Source organism: Mesorhizobium sp. M1406, from assembly GCF_040317555.1.
Classification (GTDB): Bacteria; Pseudomonadota; Alphaproteobacteria; order Rhizobiales; family Rhizobiaceae; genus Mesorhizobium.
Map to the genome: position 1 here is coordinate 1 of NZ_JAMYKW010000005.1, position 25803 is coordinate 25803.

Here is a 25803-nt window from a genome sequence, read left to right on the forward strand (position 1 = left end):
ACGGACCGGTCGAGCGCGACCACGCGTTCAAGGGCCTGTCCTTCATCCATCCCGAGCGCTTCGAGGAGGACGGCTGGTCGCCGCCGGGCTTCACCGCCTTCGTCTCCTCGATCATCGAGTCCGGTGTCGACCCGAGCCGCATGGACGGCATCCGGTCACAGCTCAAGTCGATCGGTCTCGAACCCTATGACTGCCTCAACCCCGGCCTGATGGATTATATCGCCACCTGGACGGCGAAGAAGTCCGGCGCCTTGCCGGCATAATCCGCATTGCCGCGACGGGAGCGGTTTATCGGGGCGGTCGCGCCGATTGCGATCACCGGCGCAGCGGTGCCGGAGATCGCAACGACTACCGGCGTAGTCCTGCGCGACGTCACTGCGCGGGAGCACAAGCCGACAAGCCTGCGCTCGGCCGCCATCTTACGGCCGACGCTGGCGACGTTCGGGCGCGTCCGGCCCCAATGCTTTCACAATGAAATCAACCGTTTGTTACTTGAACTATCATTCTGCTAAAGGCAGTTCGCAGGGTCAGAGGGAGACCGATAGACCCCCGTCGACCGCCAAAACATGTCCATTGACGTAGGCGGCAGCGTTGGACGCGAGAAACACCACCGCTCCGCCGAGTTCCTCAGGTTGAGCCCAGCGGCCAGCAGGGGTTCGTGCCTCGACCCATTTGGTAAAGGCCTCGTCGTTGATGAGCTCGGTGTTGAGCTCGGTGGCGAAATAGCCGGGAGCGATCGCGTTGATGGTGATGCCGTGACGGCCCATCTCGGCGGCAGTCGAGCGTGTCAGTCCATGCAACCCCGCCTTTGCCGCCACATAGGCGTGAATGGTGGGGCGGCCAAGGATCGCTGCAACCGATCCAGTGTTTATGATGCGCCCGAATTTGTTCGGCAGCATCAGGCGCACCGCCTCGCGCATCATTCGGAAGCAGGCCGAAAGATTGACCGCGATCACGCGGTCGAAGTCCTCGTCCTTCCATTCAACCAACGGGCTGCGATGCTGGATGCCGGCGTTGTTGATCAGGATATCGAGGCGGCCGTGGCGTTCGACGATCCCTTCAAGGGCCGCCCTTGAGGTCACCGCGTCCGCGACATCGAACGGCAGGGCTTCGGCTCCGATTTTTTCAGCCGCCGCGGAGAGGGTGTCCATGTCGCGCGCATTGACAATTACCGTTGCGCCGTTTTCCGCAAGCGCCTTGGCCATGGCAAAGCCGAGGCCACGCGAAGCACCCGTCACCAATGCGACCCGGCCCTTGAGCGAGAACATTTCCGACATTGAAACCCCTGGAGCGAGATAAGATGACAATGCAGCAGCAGTCTAACCGCACCTCGCTTCAATGAAAGGGCGGGAGTTTCCTCCCGCCCGAACGCACTATTTGGCGACGCAGGTATCGGCCGTCTGCGGCGTGCAGACGTCGAGGCCTGTGTAGGTCGGATCAGCCGGGGGCGCCTTGCCGTCCTTCATGTCCTTCAGTGCCATCATCGTCTTGTAGCCCATTTCGAACGGCCGTTGGCCGACCTGGCCAAGCGAGAGCCCTTCCTTCATCTGGTCGATCTGCACGGGAAGCGTGTCGGCGACGACAAGGGCCAGCGCTTTCGAGGCAATCTTGTCCTTGTACGGTGCGACTGCGGCGCGGTTGGCATCAGGAATGAACTGCGGGAAGCCACCCGTTGGGATGAATGCGTCGAGGTTCGGATTTTTCGCCATGATGTCCTCAAACTGCTGCACCGAAAGCGGGAAATCATCGTTGGTGTAGAGCGGACAGCCTTCGATTTCGGTCCAGCCATTCTGGCCCGTCAGCCGGTCCCCGGGCGAGGCCGCCGATTTGGTGCCCGAAAGCGTATCGCGAATGCCCTGCATGCGTTCATTATGGTTGGCCGCCGCCGCGCCGCCCGACTGGATGCAGATCGTGCCGCCTTTAGGCTTGACCTGCATGGCAAGCTTGGCAAGGTTCACGCCGATCTCATAGTTGTGGGTGCCGATATAGGCGACGCGAAGATCCTTGTTCTCGGGCAGCAGGTCGGAGTCCCAGGTGAGGACCGGGATGCCGGCTTCCTTGGCGGCCTGCAGCGCAACCGCCATCGCCGCGGCGTTCGATGGCGACACGGCAATGCCGTCCACCTTCTTGGCCACGAGATCCTGCACGATCTGCACCTGCTCGTCGCCGCCGCCATGCTCGCCGGGGCCGATATACATGCATTCCAAGGCGCCCTTCGATTCGGCTTCGGCCTTCTTGCAGCCGTCGCGTGCCTGGTCGAAGAAAGGATTGTTCATGTTCTTCGGTACCAGGGCGAAGGTATATTTCGCCTGGGCACCGGAAACGGCGAGCACCATTGCGCCAAGCGCCACGGCCGCCATCAGCAGAGTTTTTTTCATTTTGACGTCTCCTCCTAGCTGGAATGCCCCGTAGGCCTCCCGCCGGCGGGGTTTTCTAGCGGCTTTTTTTGGGCATCAAGGCTGCCAGCCAAGCGGCGAGAATCGATTTGCCGCCGGTTTGCATGCCCAAAAGAACCGCGAGAACGATGAAGCCGCCGACGAAGGCGCCTTGCCAATTTGAATCGATGCCGGCCATCAGCAGCGCATTCCTGATCACTTCGAGGAACGCTGAACCGATGATCGCGCCGAAGGCCGTGCCGGCTCCGCCCATAAGGCTGGCTCCGCCGATGACCGTCGCGGCAATCACGCGCAACTCGTACCCCTGGCCCATGGCATTGATGGCCGAGCCGTTGTAGCCGAGGAGCAGGAGTGAGGCGACCGAAGCGGTGAAGGCCGAGAAGACATAGGCCTCGAATTTGATCCAGTCGACCGGCACGCCGGTGAGCCGCGCCGCCTCCTCATTGCCGCCGATGGCGAAGAGATGTCGGGCCCAGGCGGTGAAATTGAAGACGAAACCGACGATCAGGGCCAGAATCACCATGGTCCAGAACTGCGATGACAGTTCTGGTATCCAGTGCGGTGCCCAATCCTGCGGTCCATGCAGCGGCCATCTCGCCTGGCCGATCGCCTTTACGATCGGAGCATCGGGCCCGAATTGGTAGAGCATCTGGTTGGCGGAGAATACGACCGCCAGCGAACGCGCCGCGGATAGCATGCCAAGGGTGACGACAAAGGACGGCATTCCGACATAGGCGACGAAGAATCCGTTGACCGCGCCGCACGCCATACCGGAGAAAAGGCCGACGGCGAATGCAATGTACCAGGGATAGTGCCAGGTCAGGAAAAGGCCGGCGACGATGACCACCAGGCCCATGATCGAGCCAACCGACAGATCGATGCCGCCGGTGATGATCACCACCGTCATGCCGAGCGCCATGATGCCGAAAGGTGCGAAGTTGCGCGTGACGTTGGCGGCGTTTTCGGAGGTGCCGAAGCTCGGCTCCATGATCGTCATCAAGGTGACGAGGGCAATGAGCGCGATCGTCACCCAGAACGGCTGACTTGAAAATACATGTTGAAGCGCCGTCTTTTCCTTGGTCGGGACAAAGTCCGACATGGCCGGTCGGCCGATTTCCGGGGTCGACCTCCTAACACTAACCGACTCCCGAGCACTATTCGCCACGAATGGCCCCCGTTATCAGTCCGGTGATTTCCTCGGGCGACGTATTGCCGGCATCCTTGTCGGCAACCTTCGAACCTCGCCTGAGCACAATGATACGATCTGCAACGGCGAAAACATCAGGCATGCGGTGGCTGATCAACATGACGCCGACACCTTGCGCTTTGAGGCGCCGGATCAATTCGAGCACCTCTGCCACCTGGCGCACCGAGATGGCGGCGGTCGGTTCGTCCATCAACACCAGCTTTGCGTTTGAAAGCCGGGTCCGCGCGATGGCTACCGCCTGGCGCTGCCCACCCGACATCTTCCTGACGAGGTCGCGCGGCCGGGTTTCCGATTTGAGTTCCCTGAACAGCGCTGCCGACCGGTCGATCATCGCCTGTTTGTCGAGCACCCTGATCGGCCAGAAGCCCTTCTTCAGTTCGCGGCCAAGAAAGACATTTTGCGCGGCCGTCAGATTGTCCGCGAGCGCCAGGTCCTGATAGACGACTTCAATTCCCTTGGCACGGGCCTGAACGGGTTTATGGAAGTGACAAATCTCGCCGTCCACGACAATTTCGCCGTCGTTCGGCGGAAAATTCCCGGCCACTGTCTTGACTATCGTTGACTTGCCGGCGCCGTTGTCCCCCATCAGACCCACGACTTCACCCCGCTCCACCTGGAAGCTGACGTCCGTCAGGGCCTGGATAGCTCCAAAATTCTTGGAAACGTGACGAACTTCAAGCACCGGCATCGCGGTCCTCCCCGGACAATTGCCAATTTTGTCCGGTGTTAATGCAAGGCAGCTAATCAGCGAAACGCATTCAACACAATGATTATTAGATCGGCGTTATCGGATGGCAATCTCCCTCTGCTGCACGAAGGGCTGCGATGTTGCACTTCCCCAGATGTCTTTGGAGCATATCGAGGGCTGCGGCCTTGGAGCGGCGAGGGGACTTGCCTACATCGCACATGTCGTCGATATGAAGGTCGATGAGTTCGCCGAAGATTTTCAGGCGCGCTATACGGGACGCTGCGAAAAGGGTCGTATTCTGGCGTAAATTCGTGTGCACTCGGCAGGTTATAACGATTTGATGTTTAAGAAAAAATGGCGATAAATCAAGAGCATAGAGTGGCCGTGGCACCCATGATGGATTGGACGGACAGAAGCTAAATTGAGCTGTCAAAACAAGTGGATATCGGGCGTCTCCTTGTACCAAGTACCAATAGAATTGCAGGGGCCAATTTCGCGAATTTGCGTACCCAGCGGCGCAGCTACGGATCCGGCCCAGTGATCTCGCGCATCTAGGATCGACCCACGCCCTGGAGTTGCTGACATTCCTTCACCGCCGCAGCTCTACGTTTGTCCAGGTATTCGGCGAGATCGGTAATGTGGACGCCTTTCGCGCATTTCTGCGATGCCTCCATCCGAACGAGAGGGAGGGCGATGTCACCGGCCGAAACCTTGCGAACAAATTTCTCCGTTGTCAGACCGAAGAAGTCCTTCGCCACGTTCTCAACCGGGATAATTGGCCGGCCGGAATACATCGCTATCAGAAGGAATGTTGTGTCCATGGTTCGCAGACAAGCAAGCTTTTCCGCGCGAGAGAAGACAGACTGAGCGGCTGACGTATCACTGGATAGCAGAGCGAAGAAAACGGAAGCACCGCTCGTCGGCATGTAGGCCATGGCACCGACCGGGATGGGCGTAGGGTTAGCACCAGTGAAAGCAGATGCCAGGTCCCGCGACAGGGTAAGGCCAACCCGCGAGCCTATTGATGCATGCTCGCGCCTTTGGTGATCTTATCAACGACCTTCTTCTCGGCGCGAAGTGCCAGTCCAACCAGACGTGCATCATCGGCAGCAAACTGGGCGAACACTTCACGGTTGGCATCGTCATGGCCGGTGGAGAACATTTCCTCGATATAGGCCGAAGTCACCATACCGCGGTCGAGCGCCCGCAGATTGATCTTACGGATCGTCTCCTGGTCTGCCGATAGGACGATCATGGGTTGTACCGAGAGGGCATTGAAGGTGTTGCCGGATCGATCAACATACGGGCGACCTATGATCCCGGGATTTTGCGCTACTATGCCGGTCATCAGAAAGGCGGTGACGTTTAGCGCTTGCCAAGAGGCGAGGTCGTTGCGCAGGACGACGGCTATTTTCGTATCGAACATGTTGAAAAAACGAGCGCTGTGCAGGTGAATGATGGTGGTTAGCCTATCGAATAGCGCCGAGCTCGGTCTTGGACGTTTGTGCGGCCCAGAGAATGATGGAGTTTATGCGGCTCCAGCATCTCCAGGTGTGGAGCGCATTGCGGCAAGGTTCGAAGGCGAAGCTTATTCTCGGCACAGACACGACACCTATGCGGTCGGTGTTACGATCACCGGCGTGCAAACCTTCTGGTATCGGGGCGAGCAGAGGGTTTCGCTGCCTGGGCAGATAATTGTGCTGCACCCCGACGAAGTCCACGATGGCGGGGCGGGGACAGAGCAGCCACTGACATACCGGATGGCCTATGTTGAGCCCTGGCTGCTGCAACCTGCGCTCGCATCGTCAGGCAGTTTGCCGTTCTTGCGGGACCCTGTCTTTGCCGATCGTGAGCTGCGGTCGACGCTGGAACTGGCACTTGGCGAGATCGACGTTGCGCTTTCCCCTTTGGTGGCAGATCAATTTGTTGCCGAGCTTGGCGACGCGTTTTCACTGAGGGCAGAGGGCTCTGTAGGATCAACGATGGCGGTGGACCGCCCAGCGCTTCAGCAGGTTCGCGAGTTCATCACTCGCAACTCGCTGGAGCCGATTAGTTCGAATGACCTCGAACTTGTGTCCGGGTTGGATCGGTTCGCCTTGACCAGGCAATTCAAGGCTCTTTTTGGGACAAGTCCGCACCGATATCAGATCATGCGGCGCCTCAGTATTGGTCGCCGACTGATCGGGTCGGGACAAGCCATATCCGACGTGGCGGCTTTGACCGGCTTTGCCGATCAAAGCCATTTTCATCGTCATTTCACGAAGGCGTTTGGATTGACCCCTGGCAGGTGGAAGAAGCTCGCGACGGGTCGGCAGGTCGAGGCGCGATAGGCTGACAATTGTGTTGTCGCGGTCTGCCGGCCTAATCAGTCAGAGTTACAAGGACAGGCAGATGGTCTGAGCCGAAGCCCTTGCTATCGGCGTCCTTGAAAGTTTCGGCAATCGAGAAGTTCTCGGCCCTTGGACCGGCGACGTAGATGTGGTCGATGGCCGAGGAAAATGTGCCGGTGAGCGTCTCGGTGAGATCGGCTGTAAGAGGCTTCATGGCGACGGCCGGATCGACACCCCCAGCAAGTATGAAGTGGGATTCGTCCAAGCCATCCTGGCCGGCACACAGCGCGTCGGTGACCGGTGAGAAGCACATCCTCGTGGGGTTGAGTCGTTTGCGAAATCCTTCCCCGAGCGCGGATCATTAAGCGCAATGTTGTAGTCTCCCATCACCATAACGGTCTTGCCCGCTACGACGTCCGCCTTGACCTTTTCGACCAGGGCGGAAAACACTGCCTCTCGTTTCTCGGCATTTCGTACCCACTCTTTTGAGAAGCTTGTTGCCTCTTCGGCCGTTTGAATTCGGGCCAGTACCTCCAATGCACCGTCGAGGGTGTCTACGTCGGCAGCGTCTAACACGCCTCCTCGTCGGACTTCCGCTCCACCTCGGTCAGCAGTTCCACCGTGGACTGAACGCTCGCGCAAAAGCCGTTGAAGTCCGACTTGGAATGAACGACGTAGATTACAAGATCCCCCTCGAGCTCGACCTTCAGAACACCGCGGCCAAAAGCCAGTGCGTTCTTGGTTTGCGAGGACAGCCGATCGAACACCAGCGGGGGGACAAAGAGACGACCAGGCTCCGTTGAGATGGAAGTCTTGTTGACCAGGGGACCCGTCGCGTCGTCCCGATCGAACTCCAGCTCCTGCGCCGAGAGTATCGGAACGGACGAAATGACGCCGACTTCCAGATGGAAGAATACGTTCGCTTTGGCGTCGTCGTCCTCTTGCTCGGAGGTTGCAGCGAAGTCCGATACCGCAATAAACGGATCGTCAATTCCAAGCCGGTCGGCTATCGCCTCGGCAGTGGTGAGCGACATGATTTCCTGGACCACGTAAACATCAGCGGCGACGGCAGCCGCGGCAGCCTCGAATTGGCTGGCACGAGCTTCTACAGTTCCATCCCAAGCAGCGCCAAGGTTCCAGGTTGCAATTTTGGTGTCATCGGCAAGAGCCGACCCAGTAGACAGAAGACCTACAACGATCGCCGAAAGCAAACGCCCCATTCTGAAGCCCTCAGGTTGAGTTGAACCCAAACATCATCACGACGATGGTATCAGTTCATTCAAACCATGGCCATAAGACCCCGCTTGTGGAGGCCGTTCATGGGACTGTCCCATAGGCGAGACGCAATGTCCAAATTCGCGGTCTGCCGCTCGCCGGTGCGACGGCATACGTTGTTCGTGTCCTCAGGAGAAACGACATGAGCAACAGCCAAATGACCCAACCCACGACGACGCTCCCCCCCGACGATCTGAGCCGCAAGGCCACCATCGTGCACGCCGATGACCCGGGCCTGACCCATCTGGGCGTCGGGGCAGGGACCTACACCATCCTGATCTCAGGCGAGCAAACCGGCGGTCGCTACACCATGATCGACATGCTGGTGCCTGCCGGCGGACCCCCGCCGCACCGGCATGATTTTGAGGAGATTTTCCTTATTCTCGAAGGGGAGTTGGAAATCACCTTCCGTGACGAGGTCCATCACGTCGGACCCGGCCAGTCCATCAACATCCCAGCCAATGCTCCGCATGGCTTCCGTGTTGTGTCCGCCACGCCGGCCCGCTTCCTATGCATCTGCCTGCCCGCCGGACAGGAGGAATTTTTCAAGCTCGTCGGCGAAGTGCTGCCCACTCGTACCACGCCGCCGACCCCGCCGACACCCGAAGTCATGGCCGAGCGCCGCGGCATCATGTTGGCCAATGCCGCCCGCTTTCACAGCGAGTTTCTGCCGCCTCGCGGCTAGGGAGCGCGGGCTAACCTCCTCGGGCCGACGATAGCAAGCGGCCGTTGCCAGTCGTGCAATGGCCGCGTTGCCTGGGCAAACGGCGCTGTCGAATTGCGGCAGCATTCAATGAATTGCTATTGGCCCACATAGGCCGCCAATTCGTCCGGCGTGCCCTTTGGAAAGGCCAGCCTCAAGTGCTCAAGAAACGCCGAGACGCGCGCGCTCAACAGGCGACGCGAAGGATAAAGCGTCCATAGGGCGATGTCCGGGGCGTCGATGTCTCCCCAGTGCACCAGCCTGCCTGCGGCGAGATCATGACTGACAAGCGATATGGGCAGGCGCCCCACCCCTATGCCGGCGCGAACGGCATCCCGGACCATTATCATCGAAGACAGATGCATGATGGGATCGATGGCAATGCTCGTATTGCCAGCGGCCGATTTTATGCTCCAGGCACTTGCTCGATCACTGGTCCCACGCACAACCGCTGCAACAGGCTCATCGCCTATTTGACGAGCCAAAGTCGGGCTGGCGACAACAACCAGACGATCGCGCAAGAAGGCTCGACCCACAAGAGACTCGTTGGGCTTGGGATTGACGCGGATGACCAGGTCATACGCCTCCTCGATCATGTCGACCTCTCGATCTTCTGTCGTCACCTCAAGGCGCACTTCGGGATATTTCATCCCAAATTCGGCCGCCAGCTTCCCCATTGCCGTCTGGGAGAACAAGAGCGGTGCGCTGATGCGCAGCCGGCCACGCGGGCTCCCGCCGCCCGAGGCAATTGCCGTGGCCGCCTCGTCCAGTTCGGTGAGCAATTGCCCAGTCCGCTCAAAGAGCGCGCGTCCTTCCTCGGTAAGCTTAAGTGCGCGCCCTCCACGTTCGAACAGCCGCAGCGACAGGCCAGCCTCTAACTCGCTCACGCGGCGGGAAAGCGTCGCCTTTGGCCGCCCAGCGGCTCGGGCGGCCTTGCCGAACCCGCCATGACGGGCAACCAGGTTGAAATCGGCGAGCGCAAGAAGATCCATGTGTTCCACCTGTGAGACGCAGGGTCTAGATATATCGTCTATTGCGTCGGAGGTGGATCACTAAATTCGGGGTGTCTTCTAGCAAAACCCGGAGTGATCCCAATGACTATCCTTGTTACCGGTGCCAACGGCACAGTTGGCCGCCAAGTCGTCGAACAGCTCAGCAAGCGCGGTGCTGAAGTGCGCGCGCTCGTTCGCGATCCGGCCAAAGCGAACTTTGCTCACAGCGTTGCCGTCGTGCAGGGCGACTTGCTCGATGTCGACTCCGTTCGCAGCGCCATGGAAGGCGTTTCCACCCTCTTTCTGCTCAATGCCGTTACGCCCGACGAATTTACCCAGGCATTGATTACCCTCAATGTGGCCCGCGCCGCCGGGATCACCAAGCTGGTTTATCTCTCGGTGATCCACAGCGATCTCTACGTGAACGTGCCCCACTTTGCCGGCAAGTTCGGGGTGGAGCGGATGATCGAGCAGATGGGCTTTGAAGCCACCATCCTGCGTCCCGCCTATTTCATCAATAACGATCTGACGATCAACGACGTGGTGCTCGGCCACGGAGTTTACCCGATGCCAATCGGCAGCAAGGGGCTGGCAATGATCGATGCGCGCGATGTCGGCGAAATCGCTGCGATCGAGCTTATCCGCCGCGAAGCCTCCGACGGCTTTCCCATCGACCACATCAATCTCGTGGGTCCCGACACCCTCACCGGCGCAGATGTCGCCGCCATATGGTCGGACGTGCTTGATCGTCAGGTTGTTTATGGGGGCGATGACACCGCGGGCTTCGAGCAGAACCTGCGGGCCTTCATGCCCCACTGGATGGCATTCGACATGCGCCTGATGAGCGAGCGCTTCCTTATCGATGGGATGCGCCCCGAGACCGGCGACGCCGAGCGCCTGACGGCGCTGCTCGGCCGCTCCCTGCGGTCGTACCGGGACTTTGCACAAGAGGTCGCCAGCGCCGCCGCGACCCTGTGAACATCACCCATTCAAATGACGGATAGCTCCTTGAGAGGCGCCCCCTTCCACGAGGTAACAACATGAGCACGTCTGCAATCAATACCGAGACCAACCCAACCAGGATATTGGTCCTCGGAGCCACCGGCGGCACTGGCAAACTCATCGTCAGTCAGGCGCTCGCACGGGGATATGAGGTCACGGCGCTAGTACGCTCGGCTGAAAAGGGCCGCGAGTTGGTTGGCGCAAAGCTTGTTCTCGGCGACGCCCGTGACGAAGCCGCCTTGCGTCAGGCACTTCAAGGTCAGGATGCTGTAATCAGCGCCCTGGGCACGCCGGCGAGTCCATTCAAGGAGGTGACGCTGTTGTCGACGGCCACGCGGGCTCTGGTTAGCGCAATGCAGGCCGAACAGGTTTCCCGGCTGGTCGCGATCACCGGTATTGGTGCTGGGGACAGTGTCGGACACGGGGGCTTTGTCTTCGACCGCCTGATTTATCCGCTGCTTTTGCGCAATGTGTATGCCGACAAAAATCGGCAGGAAGACATCATCCGAGAGAGCGGCCTGGACTGGGTCCTTGTCCGCCCTTCGGTCCTCAACAACAAGTTGGGAAGGGGTTCGCCCCGTGCACTCGAAAGCCTCTCCGGTTTTCACGGCGGGACCATCGCGCGCGATGATGTTGCAAGCTTCGTCATCAACCAGGTCAATGCCGACACCTGGCTGCACCGCTCACCATTGGTCACATGGTGAGCGGCTATTGATATCGGCTTGTGTCGCGCCCCTCTACCAGCGTCTTCGCGGGCAAAGCCGCCCCGCAAGTGCCCCCGAAGGCGAAGGCCACACCTTCGAATTGTGTCGGGTGCGCCAATGCGAGCTTGTCCAACTCGCTGAGCGGAATATGGGACGCTTTGCCGTACTCAGAGACGCATCGGCGTTTGCGGGAAGCCTCCAAAATGGGTGCAGGTCACAGCGGCAGCGTCTCTTCCCGCTTCGAGGCATTCCTGCAACCCGCCTCCGGTCAATCGCTTTGCGATGAACCCGGCGATGAATGTGTCCCCCGCGCCGGTCGTGTCGGAGACCTCTACTGGGAAGATACCGGTTTCGACCACCGCGGATCCGTCGGTCGCAATGCTACCCATCGCACCCCTGGTGACTACCGCGAGAGCTGCGCCCTGGGCAAGATATCCGTTCGCGATAGTCAGCGCCGCGTGAGGATTGGTACCCGCTGAGCCGAAGGCGATGGTTAGCCCATCGGCGCCGGGATTGACGGTGATGTCCTGTGATACGCTGATCCCGGCGGCGGCAAGTCTGCGCTTGAGCTGTCCGCCGTCGTCGAACCAGCCGATGTGGACATGGCGCATCGCGAGCAAGACTCCGATTTCTGCCTCCGTTGGGCGGTAGGCTCGGCAGACGCCGAATTCCTCGAATGCGATGATGCGATCGCCGGTCTCGTCGATGTCGAGGTTGGTGTAGGCGGTAATGCCCTCGTTGACTTGGACATGCTCAAGATTGAGACCGTTGTCCCGCAAGCTGTCCAGCGTGCGGCGACCGTTCTCATCCCGGCCGACCGCGCCGAAATAGGCAGCACGCAGTCCCTGTTTTTGAAGGTGAACCGCAACGTTGACGGCGTTGCCGCCGATAGCCGCGAGCCCGACCGGCGGCAGGAACCGGTCGACGCAATTGTCTCCCACGGTCGCAACTTCAAAATTGGGCATTACTGACTCCTATGGCTATTACACGGCCGTAATTCCGATGGAGGTGGGCACCGAACAACGCTGCGGGGCTCGCCCTCGTTCTCTCGGAAGCCGCGAAGCGATCCTGCTGATGTCGGTTTCTCGGGATCAAAGTGGATGAACTGCTCCAACAATCGCACCGGGGGGCGATGGCACCAGTTCGTCGGCCAACTCAGAAAAGTCCTGACGTGCTGCGGTAGAGAGCAAGAGGCCGAACAAGCGCTTCGCCTGGTCGGCGTCCATCGAGCCAGCCGCGCATGAGGCGAACTTCGCCAGCAGGGCTGCATCGCTGAGGGGATTGCCGATGCTTCCTGGAATCGCCGGGCAGTACACTTCAAAGCGTCTGCCATCACGGTGAATGAGGGCTACACGAGATGAGACAGAGATGCCGCTGGGGCCCCGAGGCAGATCGGGATCGTGAACAACCGAGACACGCTCCATCACGTGACGCACAAGAGGATCGCGTAGCGTTGCATCGGTGAATTCTTCAACGCCGAGCCGCCCGAAGACGGCGGCCGCCGCGAGAGTGAAGGGTAGGCTGAACTTGGCCTGCCCCGGAGTCTCGGGCCGGTCGTATATGAGGATGTCGAAGACGCCTGGATCAATATTGCAAATAATCCCGTCGACGTCCCCGGCATAGATGCGATGCTGGGTGGCGAGCTTGAGCACGCCCCAGATGGCGCTGTGTGGAGCCGTGCAGCAGGGGTAGGCTTTGATGATCATTCCGCCGGCCGAAAAGCCGTAGGGCTCGCCGAACGCGGCCAGGAGGGCGCCCACGCGCGTTAAGTCGCCTCCCTGCATCGCCACATAACCGGTTGAACCCAGCAGGCTGCCGGCAGCAGACTGTAAACCCGCCGCAGCGCATTGGGCCGCAAAGATACCCTTGGCGACCGCCTGGCCGACCTGGAGGGGCTTTGTCTGACTGCCAAAATTGCTGCGGATTCCTGCCGCAAAGGAAGCGACCATCCCGAGCGCGTTCCGCATCCCGTCGACGTCGAGGCCCAGCAGTCGGCCCGCGGCTGCACAGGCGGCGAAGGCACCCAGCGTCGCTGACGAGTGCCACCCGCTCAAGTAGTGGCGTGGAATGATCAGCCTGCCGATGAACGTGGCCACCTCTGTGCCGACAAGGTAGGCCTGAAGGACTGCGGCGCCTGATATTCCAGGTCGGCTATCACCGACCACAGCCGCAGCCGTCATGGCCGTGACAGTGAGGTGAGCCATCGTGATGTCGGTTTCGTCGTCGTCAAAATCGTGCCAGTGGGCAGCATATGCGTTCACAAGGCCGGCGTCAGGCAACGCCAACCGCCGGTCCGTGCCCCATATCCGAGCGGAGGCAACGGTGCCGGACGCATCCTGGCAGAGCCCCGCAACGGTGCCGACCGATGGCTCGTTCGATGCGGCGAACGCGACGCCTATCAGGTCGGCGAAGTGACGCGCTGCGTTGCTCATCTCCGCTTCGGTGAAATCCGGAGCCGCATTGCAGATCAAATCTGCGAGGCGGCGCTCAGGATCCGGAAAATGCTTATGCATCGGCGAGTTCCTCAGGCAGCAAGGCGATCGGCTTCGCAAAGGATGCCCGCCGCCGACGACAGCGGGGGCGGGCACGAGACTGCTAGTAGGCTACGCGCTTGTAGTACCGGCGCGTGACGAGGGGATGGTTACGCATGACCTCTAGGTGCGCGCTCACCCTTTCCAGCACAGTGGCGAGCACGATCGGGGAGACCAAGGCGCGCACTTCGTCGGAAATCTCCGGCAGCGCGAAATCCTTGCTGTCGAGAACCGTCAAGTTGTCGGTATAGGTCGGTACGAAGTTCTCGACCCGTTCTGCCAGCGGCCTGAACGCGTCCTCGCCCTTGAAGAGCACAACACTGACGCCCTTCTCGACTAGCTCCAGGGTGCCATGGAAGAAGTCGGAGGCATGGACCGGGCGCGTGCGGATCCACTGCATTTCTTCGAGTATGCAGGTCGCGTAGTAGAGCGCGGCGGGCCAGGTGTTACCGCCACCGGTGAAGATGTGGTAGTCCGAACCCGCGATCCGGGACGCGAATTCCTCTGCCTTGGGTTCGAACGCGCGCTTTACTTCCAAGAGCAATGCAGGAAGGAGCTTCAGCTCCGATACCACTGCGTCGTAATTTTCGATCTCCTTCCGGAACTTCATGATCGAAAGGGCCACCAGCAACGACTGCAGATAGAAGGACTCGCAGGACGTGTCGTCAGCGGCGAAATTAACGAAGACATGGTCCCCTTCCTTGCCGAGCGGCGTCTCCTCATGCCCGACAAACGTCAGCACGGTAGCGCCGATTGCCTTGAGCTTGGCGAGCATCGCGATGCTTTCCTTGGTGGTGCCGGAAAGGGAGGGCATCACCACGATCGAGTTCTTCGTCAGGTTCTCCGAGTCCGTGAGGACGAGCTCCGCGGGGTAATCGATGTAGGTCGGAAACGTCGAGGTGCGCTGGAGCAACTGAAAGGCCGGCTGCATCAGATAGGCGACGCCTCCCGTCCCCAGGAAGTAGAGGTTTTCGGCTCCCGCGCTAAGCGCGGACGCGATGGTGTTGTCGATGCGTTCAGCCAGACCCACGGCACCGGACTGGATACGCAGGAAGCGGGGTTCGTCAAAATTGAGCATGTTAGGTTCTCTCGCGTTGATAAGATGATGAAGATCAGGCGGTTATTGCGTTGACGGCGTCCCGGAGACGCTCGTCCGCCAGGTCGACGCCGTGTCGACGAGCTGCGACTGCCTCGATGTCACGTGCTCGCTTCTCCGCCAGGCCCGACAGCATGCGTCGGACTTCGGACGGCGCAGTGCCGCCCGGGGTGGTCCTCGCGTGGACCGACCGCACCGGATCAAGACAATCGCGCACGAACTCCGGGGTGATCTGTAGTTGCCGGCCCAATTCCTGCATCGCCGCTGCGTTGATTGTCTCGACAGTCATTCCGCTGGCGTCGAGACCGGCATCCATTGCGCGTTGGACCGCGCCGCCGACCACGTGGTGAGCTTCCCGGAACGACAGGCCGCATTCGCGCACTAGACCGTCGGCCAGATCGGTTGCCGTGGAAAAGTTCTCGTAGCAGCGTTGCTCCAGCCGGCCCTTCTTCACGTCGACGCACTCGAAGATCAGCCTGAGAAGTTCCATCGAATCCACGAAGAGCTCGAGTGACGGCCAGGCATCCACGACCCCTTCGCGGGTGGCATCGAGGCCGATGGAATAGTTGCTGCCTTTGACGCTCGCCATCGTGCTGGTCAGCGCCCCGATGCTGCGTCCTGCAGCCGCTCGGAAATACTCCAGAGCGAACATATTCTTCTTCTGGGGCATAATGCTGGACGTGCCCGCGATCCGGTCTGGAAAAGTCAGGATCGCAAATTCGTGGGTGCAGAAAACATACATGTCCTGTGCGACACGGCTCAGCATCGACAGGGCGCTGGTCGCGGTCCAAAGCAACTCGGTCACGAAATCCCTCGAGGCGACCGCTTCGAGACACGGTTCCACCAAGCCGTCGAACCCCAGCAGATTCGATACCCGGTTGCGGTCCACGTTGAAGCTCGTACCGGCGAGAGCCGCTGCCCCTAGGCTCGAAAGGTTGATGCGCTGGTAGACGGCAGCGATCTTGTCGTGCTCACGAGAGAGCGCCGATGCGACATTAGTGAGGAAGTAGCCAAAGGTGATCGGCTGGGCCGGCTGCAGATGCGTGTAGCCCGGCATGATGCTTTCTGTGTGTTCCAGCGCTTTGGCTTCGCACGCGGCGCGGGCGCGGTTCACGCCCTCCATCATCCTCAAGCACAGAGAGCGCGTCCGCATCCTGTCCAGGGTCGCTCCAAGGTCGTTGCGGCTGCGTCCGGTGTGGAGGAAACCGGCACTCTCACCCGCAATCGACGCCAGACGGCTCTCGAAGGCGAAATAGCTGTCCTCGAATTGGGGATCGAGATCGATCGCACTGACGCCTTCGACACGTATCCGCGCCATCGCCTGTAAAAGCGTGCGTCCGACGGCGCGATCGATGAGGCCCTGTTCGGCGAGCATCACTGCGTGGGCTTCGTTCAGCCGGCAAAGGGCATCCAGCGCGGCATCGTCGAAACCGGCCATACCCGGACGGTAGATGACGTCTGCCAACTCCTTGGCAGCGCGTTCAGTGAGGCGGGAGCTGACGGCGTTCTTTGTCGCATCGCTCATGTGACGGAATCTCCGCTTTGGCACGCGGGGCGTGCGTGCAAATTCAAAAGTTCGATGTCGATCGGTCCGCCCGCTGATGCTCGTCGCACTGCATGTCCGCACCTGCACAGAGGCTGACTTACAGTCGCGCTGCCGTTCTTCGCGGACCGATCAGGATCACCAGCAGGTATAGCCACCGTCGACCACGAGGATGCTGCCGGTCACATAGCTCGCGGCGTCGCTGGCCAGGTAAAGCATGGCGAAGGCGATCTCCTCGGGCTTGGCCATGCGGCCCATCGGTGTGTTCTGCTCCCAGATGGGTAGCCAACCGGAATTGGCGATCGCATCCTTGGTCATGTCCGTCATGACGAAGCCCGGTGCCACGGCATTGACTCGGATCTTGTGCGGAGCCAGTTCGACGGCCAGCGACTTGACCATTTGATGAACGGCAGCTTTGCTGGCGTTGTAGTGTGCTTGTGGTTGCGGACGATCGACGATAAGGCCGGAATTCGAGCCGATCGCCACGATACTGCCACCGCCACTTTCGACCATGCTCTTCGCCACCGCCTGGGCAATGAAGAACTGGGCATTGACGTTGACATTCATCACGTCCTGCCATTCCTGCGCGGAGATTTTCAGGACTTCGGTGTTCGGACCGATGCCGATGCAGTTCATCAGGACCTGCGTCGAACCGAAGTCATTTCCAATCTCCTGGACCACCGACTGGGCCCTGTTCCAGTCGCGCAAGTCCGCACCGTAGAAGCGGACCTTCTTTCCGGATGCCTCAGCCAGCCGCTTCGCCGACGCTTCGCCCTGCTGTTCGAGAATGTCGATGATCGCAACATTGGCGCCCGCATGCACGCACAACTCAGCGACCGCAAGACCGATGCCTCGAGCCGCGCCTGTGACGATGACGGTCTGGTCATCCAGTCGAAATCTATCCATTGGGTTCATCGTGTATCTCCTAAGCAGTAGTGCATGCGCTCGCCCGGTGCGGACGGCGTGACAGTAGAAATTTGCGTCCGGAGCGAGGCTTTCGCTCAGGAGGATGAGTGGTCGACAATTGCGATGGACCCGCTGGTCTTCTGCGGGGCCGAACTTACACCGTGATCACGTTCGTCAGTCCGCGGAGAGACGCCAAAGCAGACGAGTTGGCGTCCTCACCGGTTATCAGTGTTGTCACGGAGCCAAGGCTACCGATGACGCCGAGCGAATTGCGCCCGAGCTTGCTGTGGTCGGCGAGAACAATCACTTCGCGGGCCGCGCTCATCATGACCCGCTTCACCAGTGCCTCTTCGACGTCCGGCACCGTCATCGTACCGGTGTCGTCAATTCCCTCGACGCCCATGAAGAGGCGATCGCAACGAACGGATTCGAAGAACCTCGCGGCGACCTGACCAACCGCGGCTACGGGGCCGCGCCGAAGGGCGCCTCCGCAAAAATGCAGATCAATCTGCGGTCCGTCGATCAGATCTGTTGCGACGTTCAACGCGTTCGTCACTACGGTCAGCCGACGATCCTTGAACAGGCGCGCGAAATGGCCGGTGGTCGTTCCAGAGTCGATGATAATCCTGTCCCCGTCTTGCACGAGTTCCGCCGCGCGTTCGGCGATTCTCTTCTTCTCGGCAACGAATTGGGTAACCTTGGCAGCAAACGACACTTCAAAAAACGCGGTCTCTTTCAGCCTTGCTCCGCCATGGGTGCGTATCAGCAGCCCTTCTTTTTCAAGCTCCGAAAGGTCGCGCCGGATCGTCATCTCCGAGACGCCAAACTTCTTGCAAAGGTCGTCAATACTGCCCGTGCCAGCTTCGCCGAGATAGTCGAGCAGCGTTTTCTGACGGTCGTTCCGTTTGGCACTCATTCCTGACCTAACCTATTCATGTCCGCCTCGCTAAACCTGTCGGTCGCCTCGTTGAACTGGTGCCAGTAGGGGTAAATCAACGGGGGCACACTGACCTCATTCAGACGTTTGCGCTCCTCCGCTGTCAATTTAAGGTCAGCTGCGGCCAAGTTATCCTTGAACTGCGCTTCGGTACGGCCTCCGATGATGACTGAAGTGACTGCCTTGCTGCCGATTAGCCACGCCAGCGCCACTTGGGCTGCGGAAACGCCCCGGCTTTCCGCTATCGAAACCAGCGTATCGACGATGTTCCAGAGGCGGTTTTCGTCACGGATCGGCGGTTCAGTCCAGCCGGCGAACTGACGGCTGTCCTCGGGCGCTGCCTGGTTGCGGCGATGCTTGCCAGAGAGCAGGCCGCCTGCCAGCGGGCTCCAAATGAGAACGCCAAGACCTTGGTCGATGGAAACCGGCAGCAATTCATACTCCGCATCACGGGCTTCCAGCGTGTAGTGGATCTGCTGGCTGACAAAGCGCTGACGCTTGTCCCTCTCGCTTACTCCGAGCGCCTTCATGATGTGCCATGCGGAGAAGTTCGAGCAGCCGACATACCGAACCTTGCCGTTGCGCACGAGCGTATCGAGCGCCTCCATGGTCTCTTCCAGCGGCGTCTGGCCGTCCCATTCATGTAATTGATAGAGGTCGATGACGTCGGTCTTCATGCGCTTCAGGCTGGCTTCGCAGGCAGCTATCAGGTGCTGGCGGGAAGAGCCGACGTCGTTTGGTCCGTCCCCCATCCGAAAGCGGGCCTTGGTAGCGAGAAGTACCCCGTCTTTTCGCTTCCCGCCCAGGACTTCGCCGATAATCTCTTCGGATACCCCGCTGGAGTATACATCGGCGGTGTCGAGGAGGTTGACGCCGGCATCGATGCAAAGATCGACAAGTCGTTTCGCTTCGGAGACACCGAGGTCGCCGACTGCCTTCGCCCAACCCAGGCCGCCAAAGGTCATCGTGCCCATGGTTACGGTTGAGATCTTGAGGCCAGAACGGCCGAGGAGACGATATTCCATGGATTCCTCGCGATACCGGAGCTCACACCTCGCAATCGAGTGTGTGGCCCCACCTGCCGATGTCACCGGCGGTTTTGTTCGTTTCAACCAGAAACACCACAAAACTTCAGAGTTGGCAACATTGTTTTTCTATTATGATCGGTTCATGTTTGATATTGACATCAAACGAACATGAATGTGAAATGCGTGTGACGGCCAACATCTCTACTCGGTGAAAACGCCGGGGAGGGTGTCCGTGGAACAGGCTGCGGTTCCGGTCGGAGCGCGCGCGGGCTCCCAGGTGGTGTTCGGTGTCGGCCTCGCGCCGCCATGCATAGGAGCGTAGCCAGCTAGTTGAATACCGTGCCGACACAGAAACGGCATGGGAGATACAAGAACAAAGCTACTCGAGTTGCGGGTCTCATGTCGCGCTTCTCGTATCGGGGCAGGCTTCGAGAATACTCGGGACCTTCCGTCGAACCAACAGGCAACTGGTAAGACCCTCCGGTCGGAGGGTTGGTGTTGCATCGGGACTTTTCAACAATGGGAGTGAGTTAATGACACACAACAACTATCGTCGCATTCTGCTTTCGGCTGCGGCCCTCGCACTAAGTGGCGCTTTTGCTACGGCAAACGCTGCCGACGTGGTCATTGCAGGTTCAGGCGGCGCGTCGCAGGATGCGCAGCGTCAAGCACTTTGGGAACCTGCATCGAAAGCGCTGGGTATCGCCTTCGCCGAAGAAACCTCCCAGAATTGGGGCGAGGTCAGGGCGCAGGTCGATGCAGGCGCGGTGACCTGGGACATCGTGCAGCTCGCTTTGCAGGATACCGGACTGGTGTCTGCCGCCGGCGTGATCATGAAGCTCCCGGAAGACATCGTGAACCGGGCAGACTACATCCCCGGCTCAGTGAACGACTACTGCGTCGGCAACACTGTCTACTCGACCGCAATCTCCTACAGCACTGAGGTGTATGGGGAGCAGGGGCCGCAGAACATGGTGGATTTCTGGGATGTCGAAAAGTTCCCGGGCAAGCGTGGGATGCTCCGCGCTCCGCGCGGCAACCTGGAAGCCGCCGTCCTGGCTCTGGGCCATCCGCGCGAGGAAGTTTACACGTTCCTCAGCACCCCGGAAGGGCGCCAGGCGGCCCTCGACAAGATTGCCGAACTGAAGCCGAACGTTCTGTGGTGGGAAAGCGGCGCCCAGTCGATGCAGCTCATGCAGGATGGCGAAGTCCCGCTGATGTATGGCTGGAATGGACGGGCGCAGGCAGCCATCGACGCAGGGGCGCCTTACAAGCTTAGCTTCAACGATGCGCTTCTCAACGTCGATTGCTACGCGATCGTCAACGGCGCCCCGAACGCGGAGAATGCCTTGAAATTCCTCAAGGAGGTCGCCAAACCGGAGTACCAGAAGGATCTGCCGAAATACATCGCATACGGTTCGGCGAACCTGAAAGCCTATGTCGGCTACGACGAAGCGACACTTGCTCGGTTGGCGTCCTCGCCGCAGAACTTGACCAACCAGTATCCGGCCGACGTCGAATTCTGGACCGAGCACGGCGCCGAGCTGTCAGAGCAATTTGACGCGATGCTCCTCTCGAACTGAGGATAGCAGCCGACGACTCTCGTCGTCGGCTGCCCCTGACGGTCGCGACTGACGCGGCCGTCTTGGCCAAAACAATGGCTACGATCTCTTCCTCCTGCAGCGGATGCTGACACTATGGACCAAGTTAACAACCTGACCTCAGCCTCAGTGCAGGCGCTGCCGATCGGCATCGCGAATGTCAGCAAATCCTACGGCGCCGTGGGTGCGTTGAAGAATGTATCGTTGGACATTCGCAGTGGGGAATTCATGACGCTCCTGGGACCGTCGGGTTCCGGAAAGACAACTCTACTTATGGTCCTTGCCGGCTTCATCCGGCCCGACCACGGTTCCCTGAAGTTCGGGTCCGAAGAGATGATCCTGAAGCCCCCACACCAGCGCGGTGTCGGGATGATGTTTCAGAACTATGCTCTCTTCCCGCACATGAACGTCTTCGCGAACATCGCCTACCCCTTGAAGATCAGGAAGCGTCCGAAAGCGGAGATCGACGCTGCGGTGGCGCAGGTTCTCGAGACTGTGCAGTTGCCCGGCTACCAGAACAGGCGCATTTCGGAGCTTTCGGGCGGCCAGAAGCAGCGCATCGCATTGGCCCGCGCTGTTGTCGCCAAGCCCAAGATTCTGCTTATGGACGAACCGCTTTCAGCTCTCGACAAGAATCTGAGGGAGCAGATGCAGATCGAGTTGCGCGGAATGCACGAGCGCCTGGGAATGACGACCGTCCTAGTGACGCATGACCAGCGCGAAGCTCTGACCATGTCGGACCGGATAGCGGTTCTGCGTGGTGGCGAGATCGCTCAGATCGATGCCGCCGAGGACCTATACAACGCACCCAAGACCGCCTTCATCGCGGAGTTCATGGGTGAATCCGACTTTCTGCCAGTCACCACAACCCAAGGCCAAACCCTCTACCGCGACATGTCGCTCAAGCTCGCTAGCGGCGCCGTCGCGCCGGAAGGAGACGGGTTACTGGTCGTCCGTCCGGAAAAGATGGAGATCGTCACCCCTTCGTTCGATCGGACCGCTTTCAACGTCTTCGACGGCATCCTCGAAAGACTTCTCTTCCAGGGCGAGAGTTGCCTCGCCTTTGTCCGACTTCCGACTGGCGAGACCATCTCGGTGAGAAGGAACCTGAGGGAAGGCACGAAGTCGCTATTCCCCGCTCGTGGCGAGTCGATTTCTGTCGGCCTGCACATGAACGAGACCCACGTTGTGAACAGCGATCTCGGACGATGACTATGGCATCGATGGCACTGACCCAGAGTCCGGCTGAGAACGCCGCAGCGCTTCGCAAATCAGCGAAGTCCGAGAATGCTTGGCTGCTGTCGCTCGCCGCACCTGGCGCAGCGCTGATCCTCCTAACGGTGCTGCTGCCGATTGGGCTCATGCTCTACCTCTCGTTCCTCGGCGACGAAGGCCGGTTCACCCTAGAGCACTATGAGCGACTTTGGACTGAGCCAGTCTACTCCAAGGTCTTCATCATGACCTTCCAGGTGTCCCTCTACACCACGCTGTTCGTGGCGTTGATCGGCTATCCGCTCACCTACTTCCTGGTGCAACTCCCCGAAAAGACGCTGAAATATGCGCTGCTTTGCATTCTTGTGCCCTTTTGGACGGCCGTTCTCGTCCGCACATATGCTTGGCTCGTCCTGCTGCAGAGCCGAGGCGTGGTCAACCGTACGCTGATGAGCTTGGGTCTGATCGAAGAACCTCTGTCGCTCTCTTACAACCTGACCGGTGCGCTAATCGGCATGGTCCACATCATGATCCCGTTCATGGTGCTACCGCTATACGCCTCCATGAAATCCATCGACCAGAACCTCGTCGCCGCCGCGTGCAATCTTGGGGCAAAGCCATCCAGGGCGTTTTGGGACGTCTACTTCCCGTTGTCTCTGCCCGGCTTCTTCTCCGGCATATTGATAGTCTTCGTCAGTTGCCTCGGATTTTACGTCACGCCAGCTGTGCTTGGCGGAGGCCAGGTAATCATGGCCGCCATGCGGATCGATGCCAACGTGCGATTGTATTCGAGCTGGGGAGCCGCAAGCTCACTTGGCATCACGTTACTCGTCATCACCATGGCAGTAATTGCAGTGGCAGCCGTGTTCGCGCGGAAGACAGGACGGAGAGTGTACTGATGACTTGGTTGAACGCCCCGGCATCCATCACGCAGGTGACTCACCTGCAGCGCATGTGGCTATACGTCCTCGGGATTCTCGTCCTGATCTTTCTCATATCGCCGACGCTGATCGTCATACCGATGAGCTTCTCCGGCACGCAGAACCTGGAGTTTCCGCCCCGGGAGCTTTCATTGAGGTGGTACGAGAACTTCTTCTTTTCCAAGGAATGGATGGCCGCCGCCTGGACCTCGTTCGTCGTGGCGATTTTGACGACGGTCGCGGGAACGGTGGTCGGCACGGCGGCAGCGTACGGCATTTGGGCCGGTAGCCCTCGGTGGCGCTCGTTTCTTCTGGGGCTTCTCGCCTTGCCGCTTGCAGTGCCAATCATCCTCATAGCCGTGGGCTCGCTGTTCGTGTTCGCTCGGCTTGGCCTTGTAAATACGACGCTGGGCCTGACCGCAGTCCATACGGCCTTGGCGCTTCCGATCGTCGTCATCCTCGTGACTGCGGGGCTCGCGTCGTACGACCCCAACCAGGAACAGGCAGCCCGAAGCTTGGGAGCTACACGTGCGCGGGCGTTCTTCACAGTGACCCTGCCGCAGATCAAGGCGTCGGTTCTATCGGCGACCCTCTTCTCATTCTTCACATCTTTCGACGAGGTGGTCGTTGCGATGTTCATATCCAACGGTCCGGCATCGACATTGAATCGGCGGATGTTCAACGCCCTTCGGGACGAAGTGGACCCGACTATCGCAGCCATCTCGACATGCCTCGTCGGGGTTACGGTTCTACTTATCGTCCTCAGTCAGGTGTTCAAGGCGCCAACTGTCGTCAGATAGCGCCTGGGCATCCCTCAATCCCATGCTTGGATAGTGGCGAAGCGAGAACGGGAGCAGCGGTAAGACCAGGAGAAACAATCGAATCGCTCGTTACGAGGACGGCGTTGAGGATCTGAAGAAGGCCGCCGCCCGACATTTCAAGTGGTTTGTATTCCTGGCCGCTGATGCGGGCAGGACGTCGGTGGGCACAATCCTCCCGGGTGGTCCACCGGCACTAATTGGGAACGCAAAGGAAGCATTTCGACCGGCGGACGCATGCGTCGGGAGATCACCGCTGCTGGTTGATCGTCGAGAGTGTCAGTGCCTAACATTAGCTCCGAAAGCACCTTCTTACCGACGACTTCCGGAGCCTTAGACGGTTCGATCGACAGAGCATCCACGGAGAGCCACACAGGAGAAGCTGCACATGCGCAATACGATAACAGTGCGAATGGCGGACGAAATGATCGCGCAGATCGACGCGCTGATTGCCGAGCAATCCGGTTACGTCAGCCGACAAGAAGTTGTCAGGCACCTTGTCGGGCGCGCCCTTGCCATCGAGGGCGGACTTCCCCGGGCCGGCAAGAGCGCCGGTGGGGCGGCTCGATCTGTCGGAGAGGTGCAGCGAGCGGAAAGCGATGCTGCTGTACCGGTCCAGGTCGGTTAGGTCCCATGCGGCCAATCGTGAGGTGCTGGAAAACCATGTGGAAACCAGCAGAGCCGATGCCGTCTTTGCTCGCGACCGCCAGTTGGCAGGTGAGCAATGGAAAAGGGCGGCTCTTCGCGGTCGGCCTCGTCGTCAGCCAGGAGGCACAAGTCGCCTCAACTGGCCCCGTCGTTGGTGACGGTTCCCTCCCGGCCCCGTCACTGACACCGCCTCTGGGCCGAGAGGCGGCATGGTGGGCGGGGCTCTCAACCCCGCCCGCCGACCCGCTCGCAACGGCAGGCGAGCATTCCATCTTGGGCTCCGAAGGCCGGCTAGCGACATGACGCTGAGGCGGACCACGCCGGCGACCGGGGATGGCCCGCAGCCGTGGCAAGGCGCGGAATCCTCGACCTCGAAAGGCGGAGGTATCCGAGCGGCGAAGGCCCTGAAGGAAAGGAACCTGCACAATGCGCAATCGGGATCGTGAGGCCGCCGATCAAGACCTGTGTGAGTTGTTCGGTGAGATAGAGCAACTGGCCGACTCGGCCGAGATTCCAGCGTTGGTGACCAAGATGCTTGACATCTATGGCCTCAAGACGCTGGCCTACCTCGGGGCCGGCGTGTCCGATCGGCACACGGAAGGTCCCTACCTCGCCGTCACGTATTCCTCCGAATGGATCGAGCGCTACAAAGCCGAACGCTTCATCGAGGTCGACCCCGCTATCCGGGTCGGCCTGCACCGCATGCTGCCGATCGACTGGTCTGAGTTCGACCGGAAGGATGGCAGGGTCAGGCGCCTCTTCGGCGAGGCCGGTGAGTTCGGCCTCGGCCGCCACGGTGTCTCCCTTCCAGTGCACGGCCGTCACGGCGACCGGGCCATCGTTTCGATCACCAGCGACGCCACCGACCGTGACTGGCGACACCTCCGTCTCCACTATATCCGCGACTTTCAACTGCTGGCGCTGCACATGCATCAGGCTATTCTGCGGCTCGAGGGCGGCGGCAGCGTCGAACAGGCCGCCCTGTCACCGCGTGAGCGCAAGTGCCTGCAATGGATCTCGGAGGGCAAGACCAACTGGGAATGCGCGGTAATTCTCGGCCTGTCGGAGCGCACCGTGCGTTTCTACCTCGAGAGCGCCCGTCACAAGCTCAGCGCCGCCAACACCACTCACGCGGTGAATAAGGCCTGTAGGGCAAGCCTGCTTTCCGAACTGCCATGAACCAGGCACCAAGGAAGGGCAGCAAGCCGCGACGCCTCCTGTTGCCAAATCATAGATCCCATGAACTGGGGATGGTCTGCATCGAGC

Annotated in this window: 27 protein-coding genes and 1 pseudogene; 12 read left to right on the forward strand and 16 right to left on the reverse strand. The window is 60.1% G+C overall.

The features are described from left to right. A pseudogene (locus tag NKH03_RS06430) lies at positions 1-263 on the forward strand (S-(hydroxymethyl)glutathione synthase); the annotation flags it as partial. A 264-nt stretch (positions 264-527) separates the two neighbouring features. On the opposite strand, the gene NKH03_RS06435 reads toward NKH03_RS06430, so the two are convergent. From NKH03_RS06435 to NKH03_RS06450, 4 genes are all read right to left on the reverse strand, one after another. After that, positions 528-1277: an SDR family NAD(P)-dependent oxidoreductase gene (locus NKH03_RS06435; protein WP_352967687.1), complete on the reverse strand. Its 750-nt coding sequence runs from the start codon at positions 1275-1277 to the stop codon at positions 528-530. A 96-nt stretch (positions 1278-1373) separates the two neighbouring features. Beyond that, positions 1374-2378 carry a sugar-binding protein gene (locus NKH03_RS06440; protein WP_352967688.1) on the reverse strand — a complete coding sequence of 335 codons (1005 nt, stop codon included), beginning with the start codon at positions 2376-2378 and terminating at the stop codon, positions 1374-1376. A gap of 55 nt (positions 2379-2433) precedes the next feature. Further along, positions 2434-3495, reverse strand: a complete 1062-nt coding sequence (locus NKH03_RS06445; protein ID WP_352873088.1) for an ABC transporter permease — start codon at positions 3493-3495, stop codon at positions 2434-2436. Positions 3496-3550: 55 nt separating this feature from the next. Next, complete coding sequence (locus tag NKH03_RS06450; protein ID WP_352876180.1) at positions 3551-4291, reverse strand: ATP-binding cassette domain-containing protein; 741 nt, start codon at positions 4289-4291, stop codon at positions 3551-3553. A gap of 103 nt (positions 4292-4394) precedes the next feature. Between NKH03_RS06450 and NKH03_RS06455 the strand changes: the two genes are divergently transcribed. Next, entirely contained in the window at positions 4395-4598 is a 204-nt protein-coding gene (locus NKH03_RS06455) for a hypothetical protein (protein WP_352967689.1), read from the forward strand. A 244-nt stretch (positions 4599-4842) separates the two neighbouring features. Here NKH03_RS06455 and NKH03_RS06460 read toward each other — a convergent pair whose 3' ends face one another. Together NKH03_RS06460 and NKH03_RS06465 are read right to left on the reverse strand one after the other, a co-directional pair. Further along, positions 4843-5112: a pyocin activator PrtN family protein gene (locus tag NKH03_RS06460; RefSeq protein ID WP_352967900.1), complete on the reverse strand. Its 270-nt coding sequence runs from the start codon at positions 5110-5112 to the stop codon at positions 4843-4845. Between the two features lie 197 nt (positions 5113-5309). After that, the gene (locus NKH03_RS06465) at positions 5310-5717 is read right to left on the reverse strand and encodes a DUF2000 family protein (RefSeq protein ID WP_352967690.1); all 408 of its coding nucleotides are present in this window, start codon (positions 5715-5717) and stop codon (positions 5310-5312) included. A 28-nt stretch (positions 5718-5745) separates the two neighbouring features. On the opposite strand from NKH03_RS06465, the gene NKH03_RS06470 reads away from it, so the two are divergent. Then, positions 5746-6621: an AraC family transcriptional regulator gene (locus NKH03_RS06470; protein ID WP_352967692.1), complete on the forward strand. Its 876-nt coding sequence runs from the start codon at positions 5746-5748 to the stop codon at positions 6619-6621. A 31-nt stretch (positions 6622-6652) separates the two neighbouring features. On the opposite strand, the gene NKH03_RS06475 is transcribed toward NKH03_RS06470, so the two are convergent. Next, entirely contained in the window at positions 6653-6886 is a 234-nt protein-coding gene (locus NKH03_RS06475; RefSeq protein WP_352967693.1) for an endonuclease/exonuclease/phosphatase family protein, read from the reverse strand. A gap of 304 nt (positions 6887-7190) precedes the next feature. Next, positions 7191-7841 (reverse strand): hypothetical protein, encoded by a 651-nt coding sequence (locus NKH03_RS06480; protein ID WP_352967694.1) that lies wholly within the window; start codon positions 7839-7841, stop codon positions 7191-7193. Positions 7842-8038: 197 nt separating this feature from the next. Between NKH03_RS06480 and NKH03_RS06485 the strand changes: the two genes are divergently transcribed. Further along, entirely contained in the window at positions 8039-8581 is a 543-nt protein-coding gene (locus NKH03_RS06485; RefSeq protein ID WP_352967695.1) for a cupin domain-containing protein, read from the forward strand. 116 nt (positions 8582-8697) lie between these two features. On the opposite strand, the gene NKH03_RS06490 is transcribed toward NKH03_RS06485, so the two are convergent. Then, a complete protein-coding gene (locus NKH03_RS06490) occupies positions 8698-9591 on the reverse strand; it encodes a LysR family transcriptional regulator (RefSeq protein ID WP_352967696.1) in 894 nt (297 codons plus the stop codon). A gap of 102 nt (positions 9592-9693) precedes the next feature. On the opposite strand from NKH03_RS06490, the gene NKH03_RS06495 reads away from it, so the two are divergent. Both NKH03_RS06495 and NKH03_RS06500 read left to right on the forward strand, forming a co-directional pair. Further along, the gene (locus NKH03_RS06495) at positions 9694-10569 is read left to right on the forward strand and encodes an SDR family oxidoreductase (protein ID WP_352967697.1); all 876 of its coding nucleotides are present in this window, start codon (positions 9694-9696) and stop codon (positions 10567-10569) included. A 62-nt stretch (positions 10570-10631) separates the two neighbouring features. Further along, positions 10632-11297 carry an NAD(P)-dependent oxidoreductase gene (locus tag NKH03_RS06500; RefSeq protein WP_352967699.1) on the forward strand — a complete coding sequence of 222 codons (666 nt, stop codon included), beginning with the start codon at positions 10632-10634 and terminating at the stop codon, positions 11295-11297. A 167-nt stretch (positions 11298-11464) separates the two neighbouring features. Here NKH03_RS06500 and NKH03_RS06505 read toward each other — a convergent pair whose 3' ends face one another. From NKH03_RS06505 to NKH03_RS06535, 7 genes are all read right to left on the reverse strand, one after another. Continuing rightward, positions 11465-12262, reverse strand: coding sequence for a PfkB family carbohydrate kinase (locus NKH03_RS06505; protein WP_352967700.1), 798 nt, complete (start codon positions 12260-12262; stop codon positions 11465-11467). Between the two features lie 126 nt (positions 12263-12388). After that, entirely contained in the window at positions 12389-13810 is a 1422-nt protein-coding gene (locus NKH03_RS06510; RefSeq protein ID WP_352967701.1) for an MmgE/PrpD family protein, read from the reverse strand. A gap of 82 nt (positions 13811-13892) precedes the next feature. Beyond that, positions 13893-14906, reverse strand: a complete 1014-nt coding sequence (locus NKH03_RS06515; protein WP_352967702.1) for an SIS domain-containing protein — start codon at positions 14904-14906, stop codon at positions 13893-13895. Between the two features lie 34 nt (positions 14907-14940). Beyond that, complete coding sequence (gene argH / locus NKH03_RS06520; protein ID WP_352967703.1) at positions 14941-16449, reverse strand: argininosuccinate lyase; 1509 nt, start codon at positions 16447-16449, stop codon at positions 14941-14943. Between the two features lie 156 nt (positions 16450-16605). Then, positions 16606-17382: a glucose 1-dehydrogenase gene (locus tag NKH03_RS06525; protein ID WP_352967705.1), complete on the reverse strand. Its 777-nt coding sequence runs from the start codon at positions 17380-17382 to the stop codon at positions 16606-16608. 145 nt (positions 17383-17527) lie between these two features. Next, positions 17528-18289 carry a DeoR/GlpR family DNA-binding transcription regulator gene (locus NKH03_RS06530; protein ID WP_352967706.1) on the reverse strand — a complete coding sequence of 254 codons (762 nt, stop codon included), beginning with the start codon at positions 18287-18289 and terminating at the stop codon, positions 17528-17530. Further along, positions 18286-19335 (reverse strand): aldo/keto reductase, encoded by a 1050-nt coding sequence (locus NKH03_RS06535; RefSeq protein WP_352967708.1) that lies wholly within the window; start codon positions 19333-19335, stop codon positions 18286-18288. The genes NKH03_RS06530 and NKH03_RS06535 overlap by 4 nt, the downstream gene beginning before the upstream one ends. Positions 19336-19871: 536 nt before the next feature. Here NKH03_RS06535 and NKH03_RS06540 point away from each other — a divergent pair. The 6 genes from NKH03_RS06540 to NKH03_RS06565 all read left to right on the forward strand — a co-directional run bounded on the left by NKH03_RS06540 (position 19872) and on the right by NKH03_RS06565 (position 25716). Continuing rightward, positions 19872-20921: an ABC transporter substrate-binding protein gene (locus NKH03_RS06540; RefSeq protein WP_352967711.1), complete on the forward strand. Its 1050-nt coding sequence runs from the start codon at positions 19872-19874 to the stop codon at positions 20919-20921. A 114-nt stretch (positions 20922-21035) separates the two neighbouring features. Further along, on the forward strand, positions 21036-22151 hold the full coding sequence (locus tag NKH03_RS06545) for an ABC transporter ATP-binding protein (protein ID WP_352967712.1): 1116 nt from the start codon (positions 21036-21038) through the stop codon (positions 22149-22151). A gap of 2 nt (positions 22152-22153) precedes the next feature. Then, positions 22154-23050, forward strand: a complete 897-nt coding sequence (locus NKH03_RS06550; protein WP_352967713.1) for an ABC transporter permease — start codon at positions 22154-22156, stop codon at positions 23048-23050. After that, positions 23050-23871 (forward strand): ABC transporter permease, encoded by an 822-nt coding sequence (locus NKH03_RS06555; protein WP_352967714.1) that lies wholly within the window; start codon positions 23050-23052, stop codon positions 23869-23871. Before NKH03_RS06550 ends, NKH03_RS06555 begins: the two co-directional genes overlap by 1 nt. Positions 23872-24277: 406 nt before the next feature. Next, the gene (locus tag NKH03_RS06560) at positions 24278-24517 is read left to right on the forward strand and encodes a ribbon-helix-helix domain-containing protein (protein WP_352967715.1); all 240 of its coding nucleotides are present in this window, start codon (positions 24278-24280) and stop codon (positions 24515-24517) included. Between the two features lie 446 nt (positions 24518-24963). Beyond that, a complete protein-coding gene (locus NKH03_RS06565; protein WP_352967716.1) occupies positions 24964-25716 on the forward strand; it encodes a helix-turn-helix transcriptional regulator in 753 nt (250 codons plus the stop codon). Positions 25717-25803: the final 87 nt, after the last annotated feature.